At 38.8% G+C, this 18,565-nt stretch carries 14 protein-coding genes; 9 read left to right on the top strand and 5 right to left on the bottom strand.

Features of this window, described 5'->3' with window-relative positions:
• Positions 1–161: 161 nt before the first annotated feature.
• From MWU82_RS02135 to MWU82_RS02125, 3 genes are all read left to right on the top strand, one after another.
• The gene (locus MWU82_RS02135; protein WP_247095067.1) at positions 162–2,732 is read left to right on the top strand and encodes a TonB-dependent receptor; all 2,571 of its coding nucleotides are present in this window, start codon (positions 162–164) and stop codon (positions 2,730–2,732) included.
• A gap of 92 nt (positions 2,733–2,824) precedes the next feature.
• The gene (locus MWU82_RS02130; protein WP_072860394.1) at positions 2,825–3,283 is read left to right on the top strand and encodes a hypothetical protein; all 459 of its coding nucleotides are present in this window, start codon (positions 2,825–2,827) and stop codon (positions 3,281–3,283) included.
• 115 nt (positions 3,284–3,398) lie between these two features.
• Positions 3,399–3,992 (top strand): DUF1080 domain-containing protein, encoded by a 594-nt coding sequence (locus MWU82_RS02125; protein WP_247095066.1) that lies wholly within the window; start codon positions 3,399–3,401, stop codon positions 3,990–3,992.
• Between the two features lie 4 nt (positions 3,993–3,996).
• On the opposite strand, the gene MWU82_RS02120 is transcribed toward MWU82_RS02125, so the two are convergent.
• Entirely contained in the window at positions 3,997–5,040 is a 1,044-nt protein-coding gene (locus MWU82_RS02120) for an endonuclease/exonuclease/phosphatase family protein (RefSeq protein WP_247095065.1), read from the bottom strand.
• A gap of 121 nt (positions 5,041–5,161) precedes the next feature.
• On the opposite strand from MWU82_RS02120, the gene MWU82_RS02115 reads away from it, so the two are divergent.
• A complete protein-coding gene (locus MWU82_RS02115) occupies positions 5,162–7,903 on the top strand; it encodes a TonB-dependent receptor (RefSeq protein WP_247095064.1) in 2,742 nt (913 codons plus the stop codon).
• Between the two features lie 41 nt (positions 7,904–7,944).
• On the top strand, positions 7,945–9,315 hold the full coding sequence (locus MWU82_RS02110; RefSeq protein WP_247095063.1) for a DUF5689 domain-containing protein: 1,371 nt from the start codon (positions 7,945–7,947) through the stop codon (positions 9,313–9,315).
• A gap of 2 nt (positions 9,316–9,317) precedes the next feature.
• Here the strand turns inward: MWU82_RS02110 and MWU82_RS02105 are convergent, their stop codons facing one another.
• Positions 9,318–9,725, bottom strand: coding sequence for a response regulator (locus MWU82_RS02105; protein ID WP_215949632.1), 408 nt, complete (start codon positions 9,723–9,725; stop codon positions 9,318–9,320).
• A gap of 13 nt (positions 9,726–9,738) precedes the next feature.
• Positions 9,739–11,934, bottom strand: coding sequence for a PAS domain-containing sensor histidine kinase (locus tag MWU82_RS02100; protein WP_247095062.1), 2,196 nt, complete (start codon positions 11,932–11,934; stop codon positions 9,739–9,741).
• A 348-nt stretch (positions 11,935–12,282) separates the two neighbouring features.
• On the opposite strand from MWU82_RS02100, the gene MWU82_RS02095 reads away from it, so the two are divergent.
• Together MWU82_RS02095 and MWU82_RS02090 are read left to right on the top strand one after the other, a co-directional pair.
• Positions 12,283–12,753 carry an ankyrin repeat domain-containing protein gene (locus MWU82_RS02095; protein ID WP_215949630.1) on the top strand — a complete coding sequence of 157 codons (471 nt, stop codon included), beginning with the start codon at positions 12,283–12,285 and terminating at the stop codon, positions 12,751–12,753.
• 118 nt (positions 12,754–12,871) lie between these two features.
• On the top strand, positions 12,872–13,642 hold the full coding sequence (locus MWU82_RS02090; RefSeq protein ID WP_247095061.1) for an amidohydrolase: 771 nt from the start codon (positions 12,872–12,874) through the stop codon (positions 13,640–13,642).
• On the opposite strand, the gene MWU82_RS02085 is transcribed toward MWU82_RS02090, so the two are convergent.
• Both MWU82_RS02085 and MWU82_RS02080 read right to left on the bottom strand, forming a co-directional pair.
• Positions 13,626–15,263, bottom strand: a complete 1,638-nt coding sequence (locus MWU82_RS02085; RefSeq protein WP_348646975.1) for an Ig-like domain-containing protein — start codon at positions 15,261–15,263, stop codon at positions 13,626–13,628. The genes MWU82_RS02090 and MWU82_RS02085 overlap by 17 nt on opposite strands.
• 29 nt (positions 15,264–15,292) lie before the next feature.
• Positions 15,293–15,994, bottom strand: a complete 702-nt coding sequence (locus tag MWU82_RS02080) for a phosphoribosyltransferase family protein (protein WP_247095060.1) — start codon at positions 15,992–15,994, stop codon at positions 15,293–15,295.
• A 43-nt stretch (positions 15,995–16,037) separates the two neighbouring features.
• Here MWU82_RS02080 and MWU82_RS02075 point away from each other — a divergent pair, with 43 nt between their 5' ends.
• On the top strand, positions 16,038–16,934 hold the full coding sequence (locus tag MWU82_RS02075; RefSeq protein ID WP_215949628.1) for a hypothetical protein: 897 nt from the start codon (positions 16,038–16,040) through the stop codon (positions 16,932–16,934).
• Between the two features lie 37 nt (positions 16,935–16,971).
• Entirely contained in the window at positions 16,972–18,516 is a 1,545-nt protein-coding gene (locus MWU82_RS02070) for a glycine--tRNA ligase (RefSeq protein WP_215949627.1), read from the top strand.
• The last annotated feature ends 49 nt before the right edge of the window (positions 18,517–18,565 follow it).

Genomic DNA, 18,565 nt, shown 5'->3' with positions numbered 1-18,565 from the left:
GCCAATTCCTAATAAACGGTATTAACTTACTGTCTTTCAGGAGTTATTAAGGTATTTAATGTTAAATTTGCACTTACTAATTTAACATTATAGTAATGTATTGTTGTAAAAATATACTCACTTTTGCAGCGATTATTAAAAACTAATTAACTCTTAGAAAAATGAAAAAAATGTACTTTGTTATTGCCGCATTTTTGTTAACGGCAATAGGGTTTTCCCAAGGAACCATTACTGGTTCTGTAGTAGATGGTGATTTTGGCGATCCCTTACCGGGAGCTAACATTTTGGTTCAGGGAACCACAAATGGGGTTGCAGCAGATTTTGATGGTAACTTTACCATTGAAGTATCCCAAAGTTCAGGAACTTTGGTAATTTCCTATATCGGATTTATTAGCAAGAAAGTAAATTTTACAACACTCGGTAACATCGGTACCATATCCCTTAATCCGGACGCACAGGAATTGGAAGGGGTGGTTATTGTGGGCTCTGGAATTATAGATTTGGCCGAAGACAGACAAACACCCATAGCAGTGTCTACCATAAAGGCCAGGGAAATCAGGGAAAAAACAGGAAACTGGGATTTACCTGAGTTATTAAAGTCTACCCCTTCAGTTCAGAACGTTAAGGGAGGTGCTTTTGGAGATGGTCAAATGTTCTTGAGGGGTTTTGATCAGACCAATACGGCATTCTTGTTAAACGGACAGCCTATCAACGGAATGGAAGATGGAAAAATGTACTGGTCCAACTGGTCTGGAGTATTGGATATTGCGAATGCCGTTCAGGTGCAACGGGGATTGGGATCTTCTAAATTGGCCATTTCATCTGTTGGAGGTACGGTAAACATTGTGACCAAAACCTTGGACAAGCGTGAAGGAGGTTTTTTTCAAACTATGCTTGGCAATGATAATTACATTAAGACCACCGGATATTACTCAACAGGTATAATGGAAAATGGCTTGTCTGTTGCAGCAATGTTGGGACATTGGCAAGGAGATGGTTATGTGGATAATACCGGAGGTCAAGGTCAAACCTATTTCTTGTCCTTTGGATATGTACCCAACGAAAATAACATCTTCAACTTTATTCTAACAGGTGCTCCACAATGGCATGCTGCTGCAGGGTCCGATAATCTTAGGACTTTTTTGGATAATGGAAGAAAATACAATTCTTGGAATACAGCAAACGTTAACAGTCCTAACACTTTAAATGGGGGCGCCTACCCTGGAGGTAGAAATATTTATCACAAACCGGTAGCCAACCTTAGTTGGGACTTGACTTTTAACGAGACTGCCTCTTTGTCTAGCGTATTGTACGGTTCAATAGGAAGGGGAAGTTTTGCTCAATTAATTACAGATAGAAATACAGGGGAGGCCCTTTATGCCAGGGGGTCCAACAACAACCATAACTGGGGTGGTTTGGTAACCAACTTCAATAAGCAAATCAATGAAAACCTTAATTTCAACATTGGGGCGGATGTTCGTTTGTACAACGGAATCCACTTTAGGGATGTACGTGAGTTTATTGGTGTTACATCGGTTTCCAATTCCAGCAATTACAACGGAGGTGCCTACGAACTTACCAATGCCTATGGCGGTATTAATCCTTGGAATATAACCTTTAACCCGAATGATGACCACTCCCAAAGATTTGGTTATGATTACGAGGAAAGAATCAACTATGCAGGGGTGTTTGGACAATTAGAGTATTCCAAGGGAGCTTTTTCTACCTTCTTTCAAGGGTCGGCTTCTACACAATCGCATATCAGGGAAGAGTTTTTGAATGCTGCCAATGAAGGGCAATCCGAAGAATCGGAAAAAGTAAACAACCCAGGCTTTAACGTTAAGGCCGGTGTGGCCTATAACCTATCCGAGCAACACGCGATATTTGCAAATGGAGGTTACTACTCACGTCAGCCTTATCACAGTGATTTGTATATAGATGATAGAAATTCAAATGAATTGAATCCTTTGGCAACTGAAAATCAGAAGATTACTGGTTTGGAAGGTGGATATAAGTTTATGGGCGATATTTTATCTGCCAACCTTAACGTGTATTACACTATTTGGGACAATAGGATACAATATAGCTCTGATGATACCAATAATGACAATATCGTGGACGAGTTTACCCAAACCAGTCCATTGAAGCAGGTACATTCCGGTGTGGAATTGGAAGTGTTTGCACGCCCCGCGGACGGATTGAATTTTCAAGGATTTGTATCTATTGGTAATTGGGAATATGATGGTAATGTTACCACCACCACCTCTGATGAAAATGGAAATATAATTTCTACAGGAGACCCTAGTTATATAGATGGTGTAAAAATAGGACAGGCTGCGCAGTTTACTGCAGGTATTAGTGGGGATTATGAAATATTGCCCAGATTTAAATTGGATGCCAACTGGAATCTATATGATAATTTATATGGTTCCACCCTTTTCGGGGATTCCGAATTTTCAACTGCCAACAATAGGGGGGCTATTAAATTACCTTCTTATGACACCATGGATGCCGGGCTCTCTTACCGTATGTTGGTTGGGAAGGAGAACAATAAATCCATTCAGTTCCGTTTAAACATTAACAATGTCTTTGATGAGGTATATTTGGAGAGCTCAAGCGATAACACACATGTTGAGTCTGGAGATGACGTTTGGAACGGTGTAAATACCGATAACCGAGTTAGGTTTGGTTATGGTAGGACTTGGAACTTTAATATGCGCTATAACTTCTAAGTACTAATAGAAGTAAAAAATAATGACCCCGCTAATTAGCGGGGTTTTTTTATTACCAAAATTCCTTACATTTATAAATTAAAATAAAAACTATGGAAGATTACGGATTAGCACATCAATGGATTCTCGCCTTACATTCTTATTTTGCCTATGTGGTATTGGCTGTATTATTTTTAGCCGTGGCCAATGGTATTTTGGGATGGACAGGAAATAAGGATTTCACTTTGAGAAAGGATTTTAGAATTAGCCTATTTGCGCTGATTTTATCGCATTTGCAACTCTTGGTGGGCCTAGTACTCTATTTTGTGTCTTCCAATGGGTTGAACGCCATTAAAACATTGGGTATGGGCGGGTTAAACTCGGCCTCCCGTTTATTGGCCGTAGAACATCCGTTTATCAATATAATTGCAATTGTCTTTATTACGGTCGGCTGGTCCAAACACAAAAAAGTATTGGAAGGCAAAAGAAAGTTTAAGACCATTACCATTTTTTACGGTTTGGGATTGATCCTTATCCTTAGCAGAATTCCATGGGCACAATGGCTCAATTAATTAATTGTATTTGGAGAGGTTAGGGTTATTTGGCCACAGGTAGGTCTTTTAGTAACTATATTGATCTTAACAAATTAATAATAACAATAAATCATAAACCAAATTTATGTACCATATGAAAAATTTAGTAGTTATTGTTCTGGCCCTTATGGCCATACCTGGGGTATCCCAGGAAATGTCGCTGTTTAATGGCAAAGATTTATCGGGCTGGACGATCTACGGCACCGAAAAATGGTACGTGGAAGATGGATTGCTTGTTTCTGAAAGTGGACCGGACAAACAATATGGTTATTTGGCCACCGATAAATATTACGATGATTTTGAACTTACCTTGGAGTTTAAGCAGGAAGCCAATGGTAATAGCGGGGTGTTTGTTAGGTCTACCGTTGATGGCACCAAAGTTAGTGGTTGGCAAGTAGAAGTTGCACCTCCGGGACATGATACGGGAGGTGTCTACGAATCCTACGGCAGAGGATGGCTAATTAAGCCCGATCCCGAAAAGGATAAGGTCCTCAAGGAGGGGGAGTGGAATACGATGAAGATTAAGCTGTCTGGCAATAAGTTAACTTCATGGCTAAATGGCACCGAAATGGTGAGCATTACCGATGATAAAATTGGTGCCGGTAAAGGCTCCATAGCCCTTCAGATCCATGACGGTGGCGGAATAAAGGTGAAGTGGAGAAATATCAATATTGTACTTCCGCAATAATAACTTAATCTACTGCCTTAATCAGGTGGATATATACAGGGAAATGATCGCTATAACCGCCAATATAGTTTCCTCCTGCATAGGTGCGTAAGGGATATCCTTTGTATTGGCCCTTTTTATCAATTAGGTAAGTAGGACTGTATACTCCGGCTTTCCAGAAGTGGTATTGGTCAGGCGATTCATTAGTAATATTGGCGGTGAAATATATTTGGTCAAATAGGTTCCAATGGTCCCTATAGGCCAAGGAGCCGATTCCTTTTTTAAACAGCAGTTCCATAGGATTATATAGATCGGTTTTTTCCAAATCGACAACCTTTCCCTTGGTTTTCAATATTTTTTTTAAACTATCGTCTATTGGGTCGTCGTTAAGATCGCCCATGCTGATGATTTTTGCTTCTGGACTCAACTTTGAAATAGAATCTATGATGCTTTTGTTTAATCGGGCCGCGGCTATTCTATTGGGCTTGCTTCTTGCTTCCCCTCCGCTTCTTGAAGGCCAGTGGTTTACAATGAAATGCATTTCCTCCCCGTCTAAAATGCCGCTTACTACCAACTGATCCCTAGTGTAATCCCTATAATCGTTTTCATTAGTGAGCAATAGTCGCAGACTGACAAATGAAGTGGGCAGAAAAACAGTTTTTTTATATAAAAGGGCCACATCTATGCCCCGCTCATCTGGGGAATCAAAATGAATTATTCCATAGTCCTTCTCCCGTAGATGGGGATGGTTCGTTAGGTCTTCTATTACCTGTCTATTTTCCAATTCACATAGGCCAATAATGTCTGGGGAGGTTAGGGCATCGGGACTTCCTATTTCCGATAAAACCTTGGACATATTGTAAATTTTTTGGTTATACCTTTCAATGGTCCAATTGTCCTTACCATCCGGGGTACGATCGTCGTCCAAGGTCAATGTGTCGTTAACAGTATCAAATAAGTTCTCCAAATTGTAAAAGGCCACGGTTCTTAATGTATACGTCTTAGTCTCCTGTGCCAGGGCCCCACTAATTGTAAAAAAGACCACAAATAAGGTGCAAGTGATACTCATGGATTACATTAATTTTTGAATACTGTAAGCTATTCATTAACTTTTCTTGGAATAAATTAAGAATAAACTGTCAATTATTAATATCTTATAACCAAATTGTTAAAATATTTCATCTTCATCAATGAAAAATGGTTTGGCAATATCATTTTTTCTTCTGCAGGGCATCTGGGGTTATGCACAGGAAATCTACAATGTAAAGGGTTTTGTAAAGGATATGCTAACCCAGCAAACCATTGAATATGCCAAAATTGAAATTTCAGGGTCTGCCCCAATAAGACCTGATCCCATAGACGGAAAATTTGTACTTTCTTTAAAACAGCCTGGAGATTATATACTATCTATTACCGCCCAAGATTATCTAATTAAAAGAATGCCCATTTCTATAAGCAATGAAGATTTGGATCTGGGAATTATTTTTTTGGATCGTGATATTGTCCAGGAGAAAACAGACAATTTAATAACATTAACAGATTCCGACTTGTTGGAAGATGAAAGCATTTCAATGACCTCGGGCATGTTACAGGCCACCAAGGATATTTTTCTAAATAGGGCGGCATTCGATTTTGGTCAGGCATTTTTTCGAGTAAGGGGCTATGGATCGGAAAATGGGGTTATTCTTCTAAATGGCATTTCCATGAACAAATTGATGGACGGACGTCCTCAATGGAACAATTGGGGCGGCCTTAACGATGTAACAAGGAATCAGGAATTCACCCATGGGTTACAGGCATCGGATTACTCCTACGGAGGTATTTTGGGAACTACGAATATTAGTACCAGGCCTTCCACTTTTAGGAAAGGGATGCGTTTGTCGTCCTCGGCATCCAATAGAACTTATGCGGGCCGACTTATGGTTACCTATTCCTCAGGTCTGCCGCAAAAAGGAATAAATTACAGTATCTCTGCCTCTAGAAGGTGGGCAAAGGAGGGTTATATTGATGGTACCTTGTATGATGCCTATTCTTTTTTTGGTGCTTTTGAATATAAGTTGGATGACAAACATAGTATTAATCTAACAAGCATTTGGGCCTCTAACCGCCGAGGAAGGTCTTCCGCAATTACAGAGGAAGTTTTTCAATTGGTCGGGAATAAATATAACCCATATTGGGGCACTCAAAATGGCAAAATTAGAAACTCCAGGGAACGGAAAATAGTAGAGCCTATATTTATGTTCAATCACTATTATAGCTCCAAAAGATTTACACTAAACACCGGAGTATCTTATCAATTTGGAACAAATTCCAAGGGTAGGTTGGGATACTATAACGCCCCTAATCCGGATAAAACTTATTATAGATATTTGCCAAGTTATTATATTAATAGTCCTATTGGGGCCAATTTTATAGCCGCCAATATGGCCAAAAACGGCTTCTTGGAAAATCCGCAATTAAATTGGAACAATTTGTACCAGGCAAATTCCAGTTTGTCCCTGCAGGGCAAAGCGGCCTATATTTACTACGATGACACCAATGAGGACCAACAGTTTAATGTAGCCACCATAGGTAATTACACCCTAAATGACCACTTCAAAATTGATTTTAGTGGGCATTATACCAATTTGGACTCGGATAACTACGCCGAAATCAGCGATTTGTTGGGCGCTGAATATCATGAGGATATAGACCCATTTTCCAACACAAAAAATGATTTGGACGGTAGTCTAAATAAAACAACATCCAACCTGTTCAACTACCATTATAATATTAATGCTGAAGTCTATAATGCCTTTGCCCAATTCGGCATAAGGTATCCAAAATGGGAGGGGTTCTTGGGTGCCAATTATATCTCGACCAATTACCAAAGGGAAGGTAAATTTAGGAACGAACGTTTTTTGAACACCTCCTTCGGAAAGGGTGAAAAAGTTAAATTTTCCAATTTTGGGACCAAAGTGGGTTTTACCTATAAATTTAGCGGTAGGCATTGGGTTGCTTTAAACGGGGCGTATTTGACCAAACCCCCTGTTTATCAAAATGTATTTATTAACCCAAGGGAGAATAATCAGGTGGTAAATGATATTCAAAGCGAAACAATTACTACAACAGACCTTAACTACTATATAAGACTACCTAATTTAACGGGACGTGTAACAGGCTATTATACCCGATTTCAGAATATTACGGATATTAATTTTTTCTTTGTGGATGCAGGGGTAGGTAGCGATTTTGTGCAGGAAGTCCTTACGGATTTGGACAAGCTTCATTTAGGGACGGAACTAGGATTGGAGTACCAGCTTTCGTCGGCAGTGAAATTATCTTTGGTGGCTTCTGTAGGCAAATATCTTTATGCAAGTGATCCTTATGTAACCATAAATTTTGATACGGCAGGAACGGAGGAAGATATCCTTAATCCTGAAGGCAATATAGATTTAGGGGTAGCAAAGGTGAAGGATTACAAATTGTCCCAAGGGCCTCAAAAGGCTTTTGCCTTAGGGATGGAATACCGTGATCCCAAATATTGGTGGATAGGGGCTACTGCCAATTATTTGGGGAACAATTACGCTGGTATTTCTACCATAACTAGGACACAGAGTTTTTATTTGGATCCCGATACGGGTACGGCATTTCCAGATGCTACCCAGGAAAATGTAGAACGCTTATTGTCCCAAAATAAATTGGATAATTTTTATTTGTTGAATATTGTCGGGGGCAAATCTTGGTTGAAAAAGGGTAGGTATATAAGTGTTTTTGCAAGTATCAACAATGTTTTTGATGCGGTTTTTAGAACTGGTGGATACGAACAAAGCAGGAACGGTAATTTTGGACAATTACAACAGGACAATTTAAGTGGTAACCCCTCATTTGCTCCTAAATATTGGTATGGCTATGGACGTACCTATTTTATAAATTTTGCGATTAGTTTTTAAAATTCACTTTTGTAATTATTCTGGATAGTAATAATGGATCAATGAATTTCAGGATCAACAATATTGTATGTCTTTCTTCCCTTTTGGGATTATACCTGGTAATGGCCTGTGTTAAGGATAAAAATTTTGACACACCCGAATCCGATTGTGTATCGGACCTTTCGGCCAATATTACCATAGGGGAGTTAAAGGCGCTTTACGTTGATGAATTGATTCAGATTCAGGAAGATTGGGTTATAGAGGGTTATGTGGTATCGTCAGATCTGGCAGGCAACTTTTTTGGAACTTTACACATACAGGATAATTTTATCAATCCCACACAGGGCCTACAATTGGAAATTGACCTCAGGGATTCTCATTTGTTTTACGAGGTAGGCTCTAAGATCCTCATAAAAACCAAAGGACTTTATTTGGGGATGAGTAAAGGGGCCATTAAATTGGGAGGCGTTTTCAGTGCTTTTGGCAACCCTGCAGTAGGACGTTTGCCTGCTGCCGTAGTTGGGCAGCATTTATTTAATTCCTGTGATCCATTGGGTTCGCTCCAACCAAAAACGGTCGATCTTAATAAGTTGGACGATTCCATGATAAGCACCTTGGTGCAGTTTGCCAATATGGAAATTTTATCGGCCGAATTGGGACTGACCTATGCTGTAAAGGAGGAGGAAACTATAAGAACCTTGACCAATTGTGAAGATTTGGAACTTGAGCTACTGAACAGTGGGTATTCCGAATTTCAGGCCAATCTTTTGCCAGAAGGCAATGGAACCATAACCGGGATTTTAATTAAGGACAATAAGGATTATCAATTGGTAATAAGGGATACCTCCGATATTGCTTTTACGGATATTCGTTGTGAGGATTTGGTGGATGAATTTACCTCATCAAAAATTTTCATTTCGGAATTGGCAGATCCGGATAACAATGCGGGAGCAAGGTTCGTAGAGCTTTATAATTCGGATTCGGAACCGCTTTCTCTAAAGGGATGGACTTTAAGAAGGTACACCAATGATAATACGGAAATTAGTTCTACCATAGATTTGTCGGGATATGAAATTGAAGGCAATAGTACCTTTGTTATTTCTCCCAATGCCTCAGAGTTCGAAAACGTATACGGCTTCCCTCCCAATCATGGTGTTTCAATAAATAGTCCTGCCGATTCCAACGGTGATGATAATTTGGAATTGGTGGATCCTTTTGGGACTGTAATAGATATTTTTGGAGTTATAGGCGAGGATGGGTCTGGCACCAACCATGAATTTGAAGATGGCAGGGCACTACGAAAAGGAAATGTCTCGCAAGCGAATCCAATTTATACGCCTAGTGAATGGACAATATATAATGATTCTGGAGAATCGGGTACTATCAATGAACCACAAAATGCTCCGGACAATTTTAATCCGGGCACCAGGTGATTTTAATAGTTACTGCCATCGGATAGTAATTTAAGCAGATCTGCTGATTTGATAGGTTTCAAAATGTAATTGCTTACCAAACTATAATCTTGGACCTTAATTACATCCCGAGGATCTATGGAGGAACTGATAATATAAATTGTTACTTTTTTGGTATTGTTATTCGGAATTTTAATAAAATCGTCCAGAAACTCCCACCCATCCATAATGGGCATATTTAGGTCCAATAAAATAATGGAAGGTAGCGCTATCCCTTCCGCAACCATATTATTCAATCCGTCTATGGCATCCTGTCCATTTTTATAGACTACTATCGTGTTGCAGAAATCAATTTCCTTCATCGATCTTTTTATTCCATATATGGCAATAGGATCGTCATCTATAATACAACTACTTTCAATCTTTCCCATTTCTATTTAGTTTTTAAGCAGCAACCAAGGTGATTTTAAAAAGTGTTCCCTTGTCAACGGCACTTTCCACTTCAATTTTTCCGTTCATTGCCTCTATTTGATTTTTGGTAATAAAAAGCCCAATTCCTTTCGAATCCTCATGTTGATGAAACGTTTTGTACATTCCGAACAGCTTTTTTCCATGTCGCTCAAGATTGATTCCCAGTCCATTATCCCTAAAGTTTAAGATAATGAAATTTCCGGACTTGGTCGCTTGGATCGAAATCTTTGGAATTCTATTAGGGCTACTGTATTTTACACTGTTGGTAAAAAGATTAAGTAGAACACTGTCTAGATAGGCATGTATGCCTTTTACTTTAATGGATTGGTCTATTGAGATTTGGCATTCTACTTTTTTCTGTTGTAGAAGGGCGCTAATGTTCTTCTCTACGTTTTTAACTATTTCATTTAGACAAACAGCCTGTAATTGTCCTTCCGCTTCGGTGCTGATCTGTACAACTTCATTTAAATGCGCAACGGTTTCGTTTAGACTTTCCGATGCGTTTACTATCATGGCCTCAATTTCCCTTTTTTCACTTTCCCCTTGTTCCTCTATTAAATAATTGGATAACATGGACAGGTTGGAAGAGTGCGATCGTAGATTGTGGGAAACAATATGGGCAAAATTTAATAAGCTATTATTTTGACTTTTGGTCAATTCCAAGAACTCTTCGGATTTCTTTTGGGCTTCAATTTTTGCTGTAATATCCACCACCTGGGAAATAAAATGGGAAATATTACCTTCTATATCCTTCACGGCAGTAACGGTGAGCACTACGTATACGATTGTTCCCTTTTTATGGAAGTATCTTTTTTCCAATTGGTAACTATTAACCTTCCCATCCAATAGCATTTGTAGTTGGGATAAATCTTTCTCAAGATCTTGAGGATGTGTAATATCCTGAAAGGAAAGCTGCAGTAGTTCCTTTCTTGAATATCCCAAGCTAAGACATAGGGTGTCATTTACGTCCAACCACGAACCATCCTTTGCAACCAGTGCCATTCCTACAGCGGAAGACTTAAATGATCCCTTGAAGGACTCTTCACTTTTATTCAGCTTTAATTGGGTATTAACAACTTCGGTTATGTCCCAATTGGTCCCGACCATTTTAATAATTTTTCCCTCATCGTCCTTGAAAATACCGGCATTGGCCTTAATGTGTTTTATAGTGCCATCTGGATGGACGATTCGAAACTCGGTTTTAAAATCCTTGATTCCGGACACGGCCATGTCAAATTCCTTTAAGCATCGCTCTAGGTCATCTGGATGCACAGTGGCTTTCCAGGAACCGAAATTACCCTTGAAGTCTTTGCGTTTTACTCCAAATAGAGGGAACATTTCGTCGTTCCACTCAAGCTCATCTTTATGTAAATTGTATTCCCAAATTCCTATATTGGCCACCTCAGTAGCCAAATCTAGCCTTTCTTTAATTTGGGTATTCTTGATTTCGGCTTTTTTCTCTTTGTCTATATCTTGAAATATTCCATAAAGTCTAACACATTTTCCATTCACAAACTCTGGCATTCCCTTGGCCCTTACCCACAATTCTTTGCCTTTAGCGGTAACAATCTGTAATTCGGTATCCCATTCTTCTCCGTTGGTAATGGCTTTTTGAATCAACTCGGTAATTTTTTCCCTATGTTCTCCTTCCTTATAGAAATTTATACCTGTCTTCAAACACGGTTTGTAATCTAATGGCACTTCATGTATCTCCTTTGTAATTCTGGACCAATGTATGGTATTGGTAATCATATCCAAATCCCATCCTCCCATTTTGGCCACATTTTCGGCTGCAATCAATAGATCTTTAGCGCGTTTTATCTTGGTAATGTTGGTACATGTTATTATTAAACCACCAATTGTACCGTCTACATCTTTCCAAGTTTTAATGCTCCATTGATACCATTTAATGCTACCGTCCGGCATAATATGTTTTTGTTCTTCAATGATATTATCGTCAATGGAAAAACTATTTTCGAGGATTTTTCTAAATACCGGAGGGGAACTAGGGACAACGTCAAAAAAAGATTTTCCATAGATTTCTTTGTCCGGGCTTATAAATTCTTGTTGCCAAGGGGTGGAACAATTTATAAAACAGAGATTGGTATCTAATGTGGCAATGGCAATAGGGGCTTCTTCTATTGTAATCGTACGCGTTAATGTGTTCAAAATTATGTATGCTTTTAGGGGAATTTATTAAGAAAACGTAGGAATATGGCTATAAATTGTGAAAGGCAAAAAAATTCCTATAAGACAACGAATTTCTTGTATTCAATATGTCAAATGTTCCCTGGAGATTTTAGCTATAAATGAATTAGAGCTTTTAACGAAGGTTTAGCTAAATGACAAATGGTTATAAACTATGTTGGAAAAGGTATTATACCTTTTTTAGGATAAGGAACTTTTTAAAGCATGTAATATGTTTTATTGGGTTTAATGGGAATTATTATTTTAAACTATATTTTCAGTTTATTAAAGTGATTGTTTTTTTATACATTTAACTAATGGTAATTATCTATGAACGAATTTTTCTTTAACGAAATTAGAAACGGGAACTTCGATGAGGTAAGGGCCATGTTGAAGAAGAACCCCTTATTGCTGGACAGCAAGGACCAAAGGGGATCTACACCACTTATTTTATCTACATATTACGACCAGGAGGAAATTACCGATCTTTTGTTGGAAAATGGGGCCAAAATAGATGCCAAGGATGCCTCTGGCAATACGGCCTTGATGGGTGTCTGCTTTAAAGGCTATACGGATACCGCCAAGAAGCTCATAGATAAAGGGGCCGGTATTAATGAGCGCAACACTATGGGGGCTACCTGTCTTATCTATGCCGCAACATTCAATAGGGAGGAGATTGCTAAAATGCTTTTGGCCAAAGGTGCAGATACTACCATCAAAGATGTACGAGGCCTTTCTGCCTTGGATCATGCCAAAATGCAAGGAATGCCATCGCTAATTACTTTGTTGGAAAAGGCCTAGAATAGATTAAAGATTTACGGGAGTAGCTCATGCCTGTTATCAGAATTTCTGTATTTATATAGACTGGCCATTTAGAATCTTCCTAAGCATATTTTGATTAGAGCAATAGCGCATAATAATGGAACTTAAAGTAGCACTTATACAATCCCCGCTGGAATGGGAAAATCCATCAAAGAATAGGGAACACTTTTCCAAAAAGCTCGACACCTTAAACGGGGAGGTAGACTTGGTAATACTTCCTGAAATGTTTACCACGGCCTTTACCATGACCCCTTGGAATATCGCCAAAGAGGAAGGGGAGGTAACGGTTAAATGGATGCAAAAGGAAGCGGAGAGAAAGAATGTGGCCTTAACCGGAAGTATGGTCTATTTTGAGGATGGGCATTATTATAACCGACTTTGGTTTGTGGAGCCCGATGGAAAATCGAGTTTTTATGACAAGCGACATACCTTTACACTAGCCGGTGAGGATAAAATTTATAACAGAGGGGAAAAAAGGATTGTGATCGACTATAAAGGTTTTAGGATCTGTCCGCTTATTTGTTATGATCTACGCTTTCCTATTTGGGCAAGGAATACCGAGAACTATGATGTACTTATTTATGTTGCCAACTGGCCGCAGCCAAGAATTAATGCTTGGGACGCCCTGTTAAAAGCACGTGCCATTGAAAATATGGCTTATGTAATAGGAGTAAATAGAATTGGAACGGATGATACCGGACATAATTATTCAGGCCATTCCACTGTAAACAATGTCTTTGGTGAACCAATAGTGTTTTCGAAAGAGGAAAAGGTACTTTATGCCACCTTGGATAAAAGACATATTGCCGATGCAAGGGAAAAATTAAAGTTTTTGGAAGATAGGGACCATTTTAGTTTGAAAGTGTAAAGGTTTGTTCCAATTCCCAATTGGCCCTCACTTCCAATGCATTTGGGTAGTAGGTAACTTTTTCCGGCTGAATTCTTTGAAGATAATTTCCAGTATCCCATTTTTGATTACCGTTGCTATCGTAAATGACCCGAATCAGGTATTTTGCCGGTTTAATATTGGTGAATTCAAAGACTTTTTGTTCATTGGCGAACAATTCCTTTACGGTAACCCCTTTTTCGTCTGTTAATTGTACTATCAAAGGGTAGGTAACAGCCCCGTCCAAGGTAAGTCTTAAATTTCCGAAATCTGCATAACTTTTGGTAGACAGTTTAATGGATATGGTGTCATTTTCGGTTTCAAAAAAATCTACAATCGCCCCAGGTAGTAGTTCTAAGGCATAATTCTCGTTGGGCTCTACTTCAAAATCAAAATCAATTTTATTGCCTATAGTATCCAATACCGTCATGAATTTTACCAAGGTTGAATCCTTGCGTGCCAAACTGATTTTTGAACTGTCCATACGGGAAATGGGGGTGTTGGTTCCAATATAAAAAGGCTTTCCAAACTCTAGGGACCCTCTTTGGTTTGGCTGTACAATAAGGGTGTCCAAGCCTACTTTTTTTGTTTTTACGGTAAAGGTATCAATTAGGCTTTCTTTCTCATTGGCCACTGTAAAAACCAGTGAATCCACTTTAAAAGGAGTAAACCAATAGTTTAGGGTGTCCTTATCCCGCTCTTTGGTGATTTTGGTTTTTACCGTATCGGGAATGTTGCTTAGGGCTTTAACTGATATATCTTTTGCATTGCCCTGATACCCAAAAATAATCTTGTTTTTTGCCGCAAAATTGGGAACTGAAATACTATAGTCGGGCAATTCCTTAAACATGGTCAATAAATAAACCGAATCCGTCGGAAGGCTAATAGTGTCCTTTATAAAAGCAATTTTGTCGACCCTTTGATTGAAAATGTTGTTTTTGGCCTCATCTTTTACCCCGAACATGGCATATTTTCCCTCTTTTAGATTTTTCAAATGAAAAATGGGAGTACTGTCCAGTGTGTTGGTAATATAATTTGGAGGTTGCCGATAGATGGTAGAATCGTTATAGGTGCTATCAATCTCATAAAGCATGATACTGATAAAAGTGTCTGCGTTCTTATTAAATGCATCCTTTACCACGCCAGAAACTGTTAATGAATCTATATAGTCCCCTGTTGAAAACACGTAAGTAAAATAGCTAAGGGGGTTGCCCTCGTTGTTATCAATTATACTTTGGCCGAAATTTAAGGTATAGGTGGTATTCGCTTTTAGGGTATCTTTTAGGATAATCTCTACATATCTGTTGGCCGAGCCCTGTGGGGATATTAAGGGAGTGTATTTTAAAGGTGGGGAAACAATAAGTTGCTTTTCAATATCCTTGAGCTTAACGTATTCGTCAAAATACAATCGGATTTTTTTGGTATTGAAGTTTATGGACATGTTCTTGGGCTCTGCCTTAACCAATTTCGGCGGAGTAACATCCTTAGCACCTCCACTGGGCGCGCCTCTGCGTGCACACTGTACAAGGGCCGATACGGTTAAAAAGAGAAACAAAAACCCTAAAATGCGTTGGATCATAACAGTAATGAAAATGTTCAACAAAGAAACAACTAATTTGTAGAATTGTAAAATTAAGGTACTATGGCCATGGAGGCAACATATATATTAATTCCCTTTGTTGCGGATAAGGCTGTGGCACAGACCTCCATGGTAGCCCCTGTGGTAATGACATCGTCCAATAACAACACATTTTTATCCTTGAATATTTCATGGTCTGTTAAAACATAAAGGGCTTGTTTGTTCTGCCACCTTAGTATTCTGGATTTTTTGGTTTGGGTCTTAGTGTTGGCGGTTTTAATAAGGACACCCTCTTTGTATTGGGCCCCAATGTGTTCAGCTATCGATTTGGCAAATAGGGAAACTTGATTATAGCCTCTTGTTTTTAATTTTTTACGGTGCAGGGGAACTGGCACTACGTAATCAATGTTGTTAAGAAAGTTGTTTTCCTTCAGTATATGGCCATACCAATTCCCTAAAAATGTGCCTATTTGCTCTTGGTTTTTGTATTTTAGGTAGTGAATTATACTTTTTACGATTCCCTTTTCAGTAAAAAACAGAAAAGAACTGGCCTTAATAATGTTAATTCTTCCATAAAATATACGGTCAACAGGGTTTACAGCGTTAAAAGTATACTCGGTGAGTGGTAATTGATTTCGACAAACGGTACACACATGTTCTTCTCCTCTATATAATAGAGCATTACATCCAAAACATAGCCTAGGTACAAGGACCGTGTTGATATCGTTTAGTATATTTGAAATCTTGGAATACACAAATCTAGATTACTATTAACCTACTTAATACGCATGCTTTTAGATGGATACTGAAGATAATAAATTTAATTATAAGATAATACTTGCCGCTTTGGCAGCTATTATACTGGGAATTCTTATTGCCTTCTATTATAGTTATGCCCAATCCAAAAGTCGCATTAGTTTTTTGGAGCAGGAGAAAGAATTACTTGTTAAGGACCTTACTCTGATGAAATCTGATGTAGATAGGCTTTCTGCGCTTAATGAGGTAAATGAAATAGAATTACAGGATTCAAAATATAGGGTGCAACAGTTGTTGGATTCCGTGGGACGCTTAAATTTTACGGTCGAAAAATTAAAGGAATACAAAACCGAACTTAGAAAGCTCGAGGCCAAAAATGATAGCCTTAAACTAAAGAACAATTTCCTTAAGTATAACAATATGCTCCTTGGGGACAAATATGAGGAAACCAGGAAGATGATAGAGGAACTCAGGGGAAAGAGCAGTTCGTTGGCGGAGGCCGAAGCTTTACTTAGGAGGAAGAACAAAGAACTTAGTCAGGAGCTCAAGACCAAAAGCTATCTAAAATTGGAAAATTCGGAGGGTAGTGGTTTTAGGTTTAGAAGTGGCAAACACATTAAAACCAATAAGGCGAATATCATATCCAAACTAAGGGGTTGTGTTACCGTAATGGGAAATCCCAATTCCAAAAATGAAGAGCGGGTTATCTACTTGCAATTCTTAGGTCCAAATATGGGTGTCATAGAGGATAATGCCAATACCATTTCCGTAAACGGCAATGTTTACAGTAAACGTGTAGAACTGGTTTTTATGGGGCAGGAATTTAGCGTTTGCGATGCTATTTCAGTACCGGAAGGATCTTTGGCGGAAGGAACCTATACCCTAAATGTTTTCGAGAATGAAAAATTATTGGCGACTTCAGAATTTCAATTGAAATAAATCTCTTCAATTTCCACTAATATTATATTTTTGCCAAATGGTGAAACAAGAAGACGATTTTAAAAAAGTAATCTCGCATGCAAAGGAGTATGGATACGTTTTCCAATCCAGCGAAATTTACGACGGACTAAGTGCCGTATACGACTATGCCCAAAATGGGGCCGAGTTAAAAAAGAATATCCGTGAATATTGGTGGAAGGCCATGGTTCAGATGAACGATAATATTGTGGGACTAGATTCTGCAATATTTATGCACCCAACCGTTTGGAAGGCATCCGGACACGTAGATGCCTTTAACGATCCATTGATAGATAACAAAGATTCCAAAAAAAGATATCGTGCAGATGTTTTGGTGGAGGATTATACCGCTAAAATTGAAGCTAAAATAGATAAGGAAGTAGCCAAGGCTGAAAAACGTTTTGGAGATGCTTTTGATAAAAAACAGTTTTTGGAAACCAATCCAAGAGTGGTAGGTTATCAAGAACAGATCAATACCATCTTGAAGCGTTTGGGAAAATCCTTGGAGAACGAGGATTTGGTAGATGTAAAAAATTTAATCGAGGAATTGGAAATTGCATGTCCATTGTCCGGATCAAGGAATTGGACAGATGTAAAGCAATTTAATCTAATGTTCGGTACCAAATTGGGAGCCTCTGCCGATAGCGCCATGGATCTATACCTTAGGCCCGAAACTGCACAAGGTATTTTTGTTAACTTCCTTAATGTTCAAAAAACCGGTAGAATGAAGATTCCGTTCGGGATTGCCCAGGTGGGCAAGGCCTTTAGGAACGAGATTGTTGCAAGACAGTTTATCTTTCGTCAAAGGGAGTTTGAACAAATGGAAATGCAATTTTTTATTCGTCCCGGATCTCAAAAGGAATGGTACGAAACCTGGAAGGAAAAAAGGATGGCCTGGCATTTGTCTTTGGGGATGGGAGCCGAGAACTATAGATTTCACGATCACGAAAAATTGGCGCATTACGCAGATGCCGCTGCTGATATAGAATTCAAATTTCCGTTTGGATTTAAGGAATTGGAAGGGATACATTCCAGAACCGATTTCGACTTAGGTAGCCACGAAAAGTACTCGGGCAAAAAATTACAATATTTTGATCCTGAACTCAATGAAAGTTATGTTCCCTATGTGGTTGAAACTTCCATTGGTTTGGATCGTATGTTCTTGGCCGTTTTTTCAAACTCCTTGGTAGAAGAGGAGTTGGACAACAACACTACTAGGACCGTACTTAAATTACCGGCTGTTTTGGCGCCTATGAAGGCCGCGGTACTGCCCTTGGTAAAAAAGGATGGTTTGCCAGAATTGGCCCAAGAAATCATAGATGACCTTAAATGGGATTTTAATGTGGTATATGATGAAAAAGATGCCGTTGGCCGTCGTTACAGAAGACAGGATGCCAATGGGACACCTTTTTGCATTACCGTGGATCACCAGTCTCTAGAAGATAAAACGGTTACCATACGTCATAGGGATACTATGGAACAGCAACGAGTTGCCATTTCAGATGTAAAGGCAATCATCCATAAGGAAGTGGATATGAAAAGCTGGTTGAAAAGAATGGAATAGTTCCGTGATCTACAAGAAATTAAAGGTCCAATAACTTAAGTTATTGGAC

Origin of the sequence: Arenibacter sp. S6351L, assembly GCF_023016025.1 — a bacterium.
GTDB classification, from domain to species: domain Bacteria; phylum Bacteroidota; class Bacteroidia; order Flavobacteriales; family Flavobacteriaceae; genus Arenibacter; species Arenibacter algicola_B.
Note: the sequence above shows the minus strand (reverse complement) of the source record. Positions and strands in the feature narration are given on the sequence as shown.

Excerpts from the sequence above, each read along its gene's own strand:
- MWU82_RS02070 (WP_215949627.1), top strand. The coding sequence starts at position 16,972 with ATGGTGAAACAAGAAGACGATTTTAAAAAAGTAATCTCGCATGCAAAG.
- MWU82_RS02115 (WP_247095064.1), top strand. The coding sequence starts at position 5,162 with ATGAAAAATGGTTTGGCAATATCATTTTTTCTTCTGCAGGGCATCTGG.
- MWU82_RS02130 (WP_072860394.1), top strand. The coding sequence starts at position 2,825 with ATGGAAGATTACGGATTAGCACATCAATGGATTCTCGCCTTACATTCT.
- MWU82_RS02095 (WP_215949630.1), top strand. The coding sequence starts at position 12,283 with ATGAACGAATTTTTCTTTAACGAAATTAGAAACGGGAACTTCGATGAG.
- MWU82_RS02125 (WP_247095066.1), top strand. The coding sequence starts at position 3,399 with ATGAAAAATTTAGTAGTTATTGTTCTGGCCCTTATGGCCATACCTGGG.
- MWU82_RS02135 (WP_247095067.1), top strand. The coding sequence starts at position 162 with ATGAAAAAAATGTACTTTGTTATTGCCGCATTTTTGTTAACGGCAATA.
- MWU82_RS02120 (WP_247095065.1), bottom strand. The coding sequence starts at position 5,040 with ATGAGTATCACTTGCACCTTATTTGTGGTCTTTTTTACAATTAGTGGG.
- MWU82_RS02090 (WP_247095061.1), top strand. The coding sequence starts at position 12,872 with ATGGAACTTAAAGTAGCACTTATACAATCCCCGCTGGAATGGGAAAAT.
- MWU82_RS02110 (WP_247095063.1), top strand. The coding sequence starts at position 7,945 with ATGAATTTCAGGATCAACAATATTGTATGTCTTTCTTCCCTTTTGGGA.
- MWU82_RS02105 (WP_215949632.1), bottom strand. The coding sequence starts at position 9,725 with ATGGGAAAGATTGAAAGTAGTTGTATTATAGATGACGATCCTATTGCC.
- MWU82_RS02075 (WP_215949628.1), top strand. The coding sequence starts at position 16,038 with ATGGATACTGAAGATAATAAATTTAATTATAAGATAATACTTGCCGCT.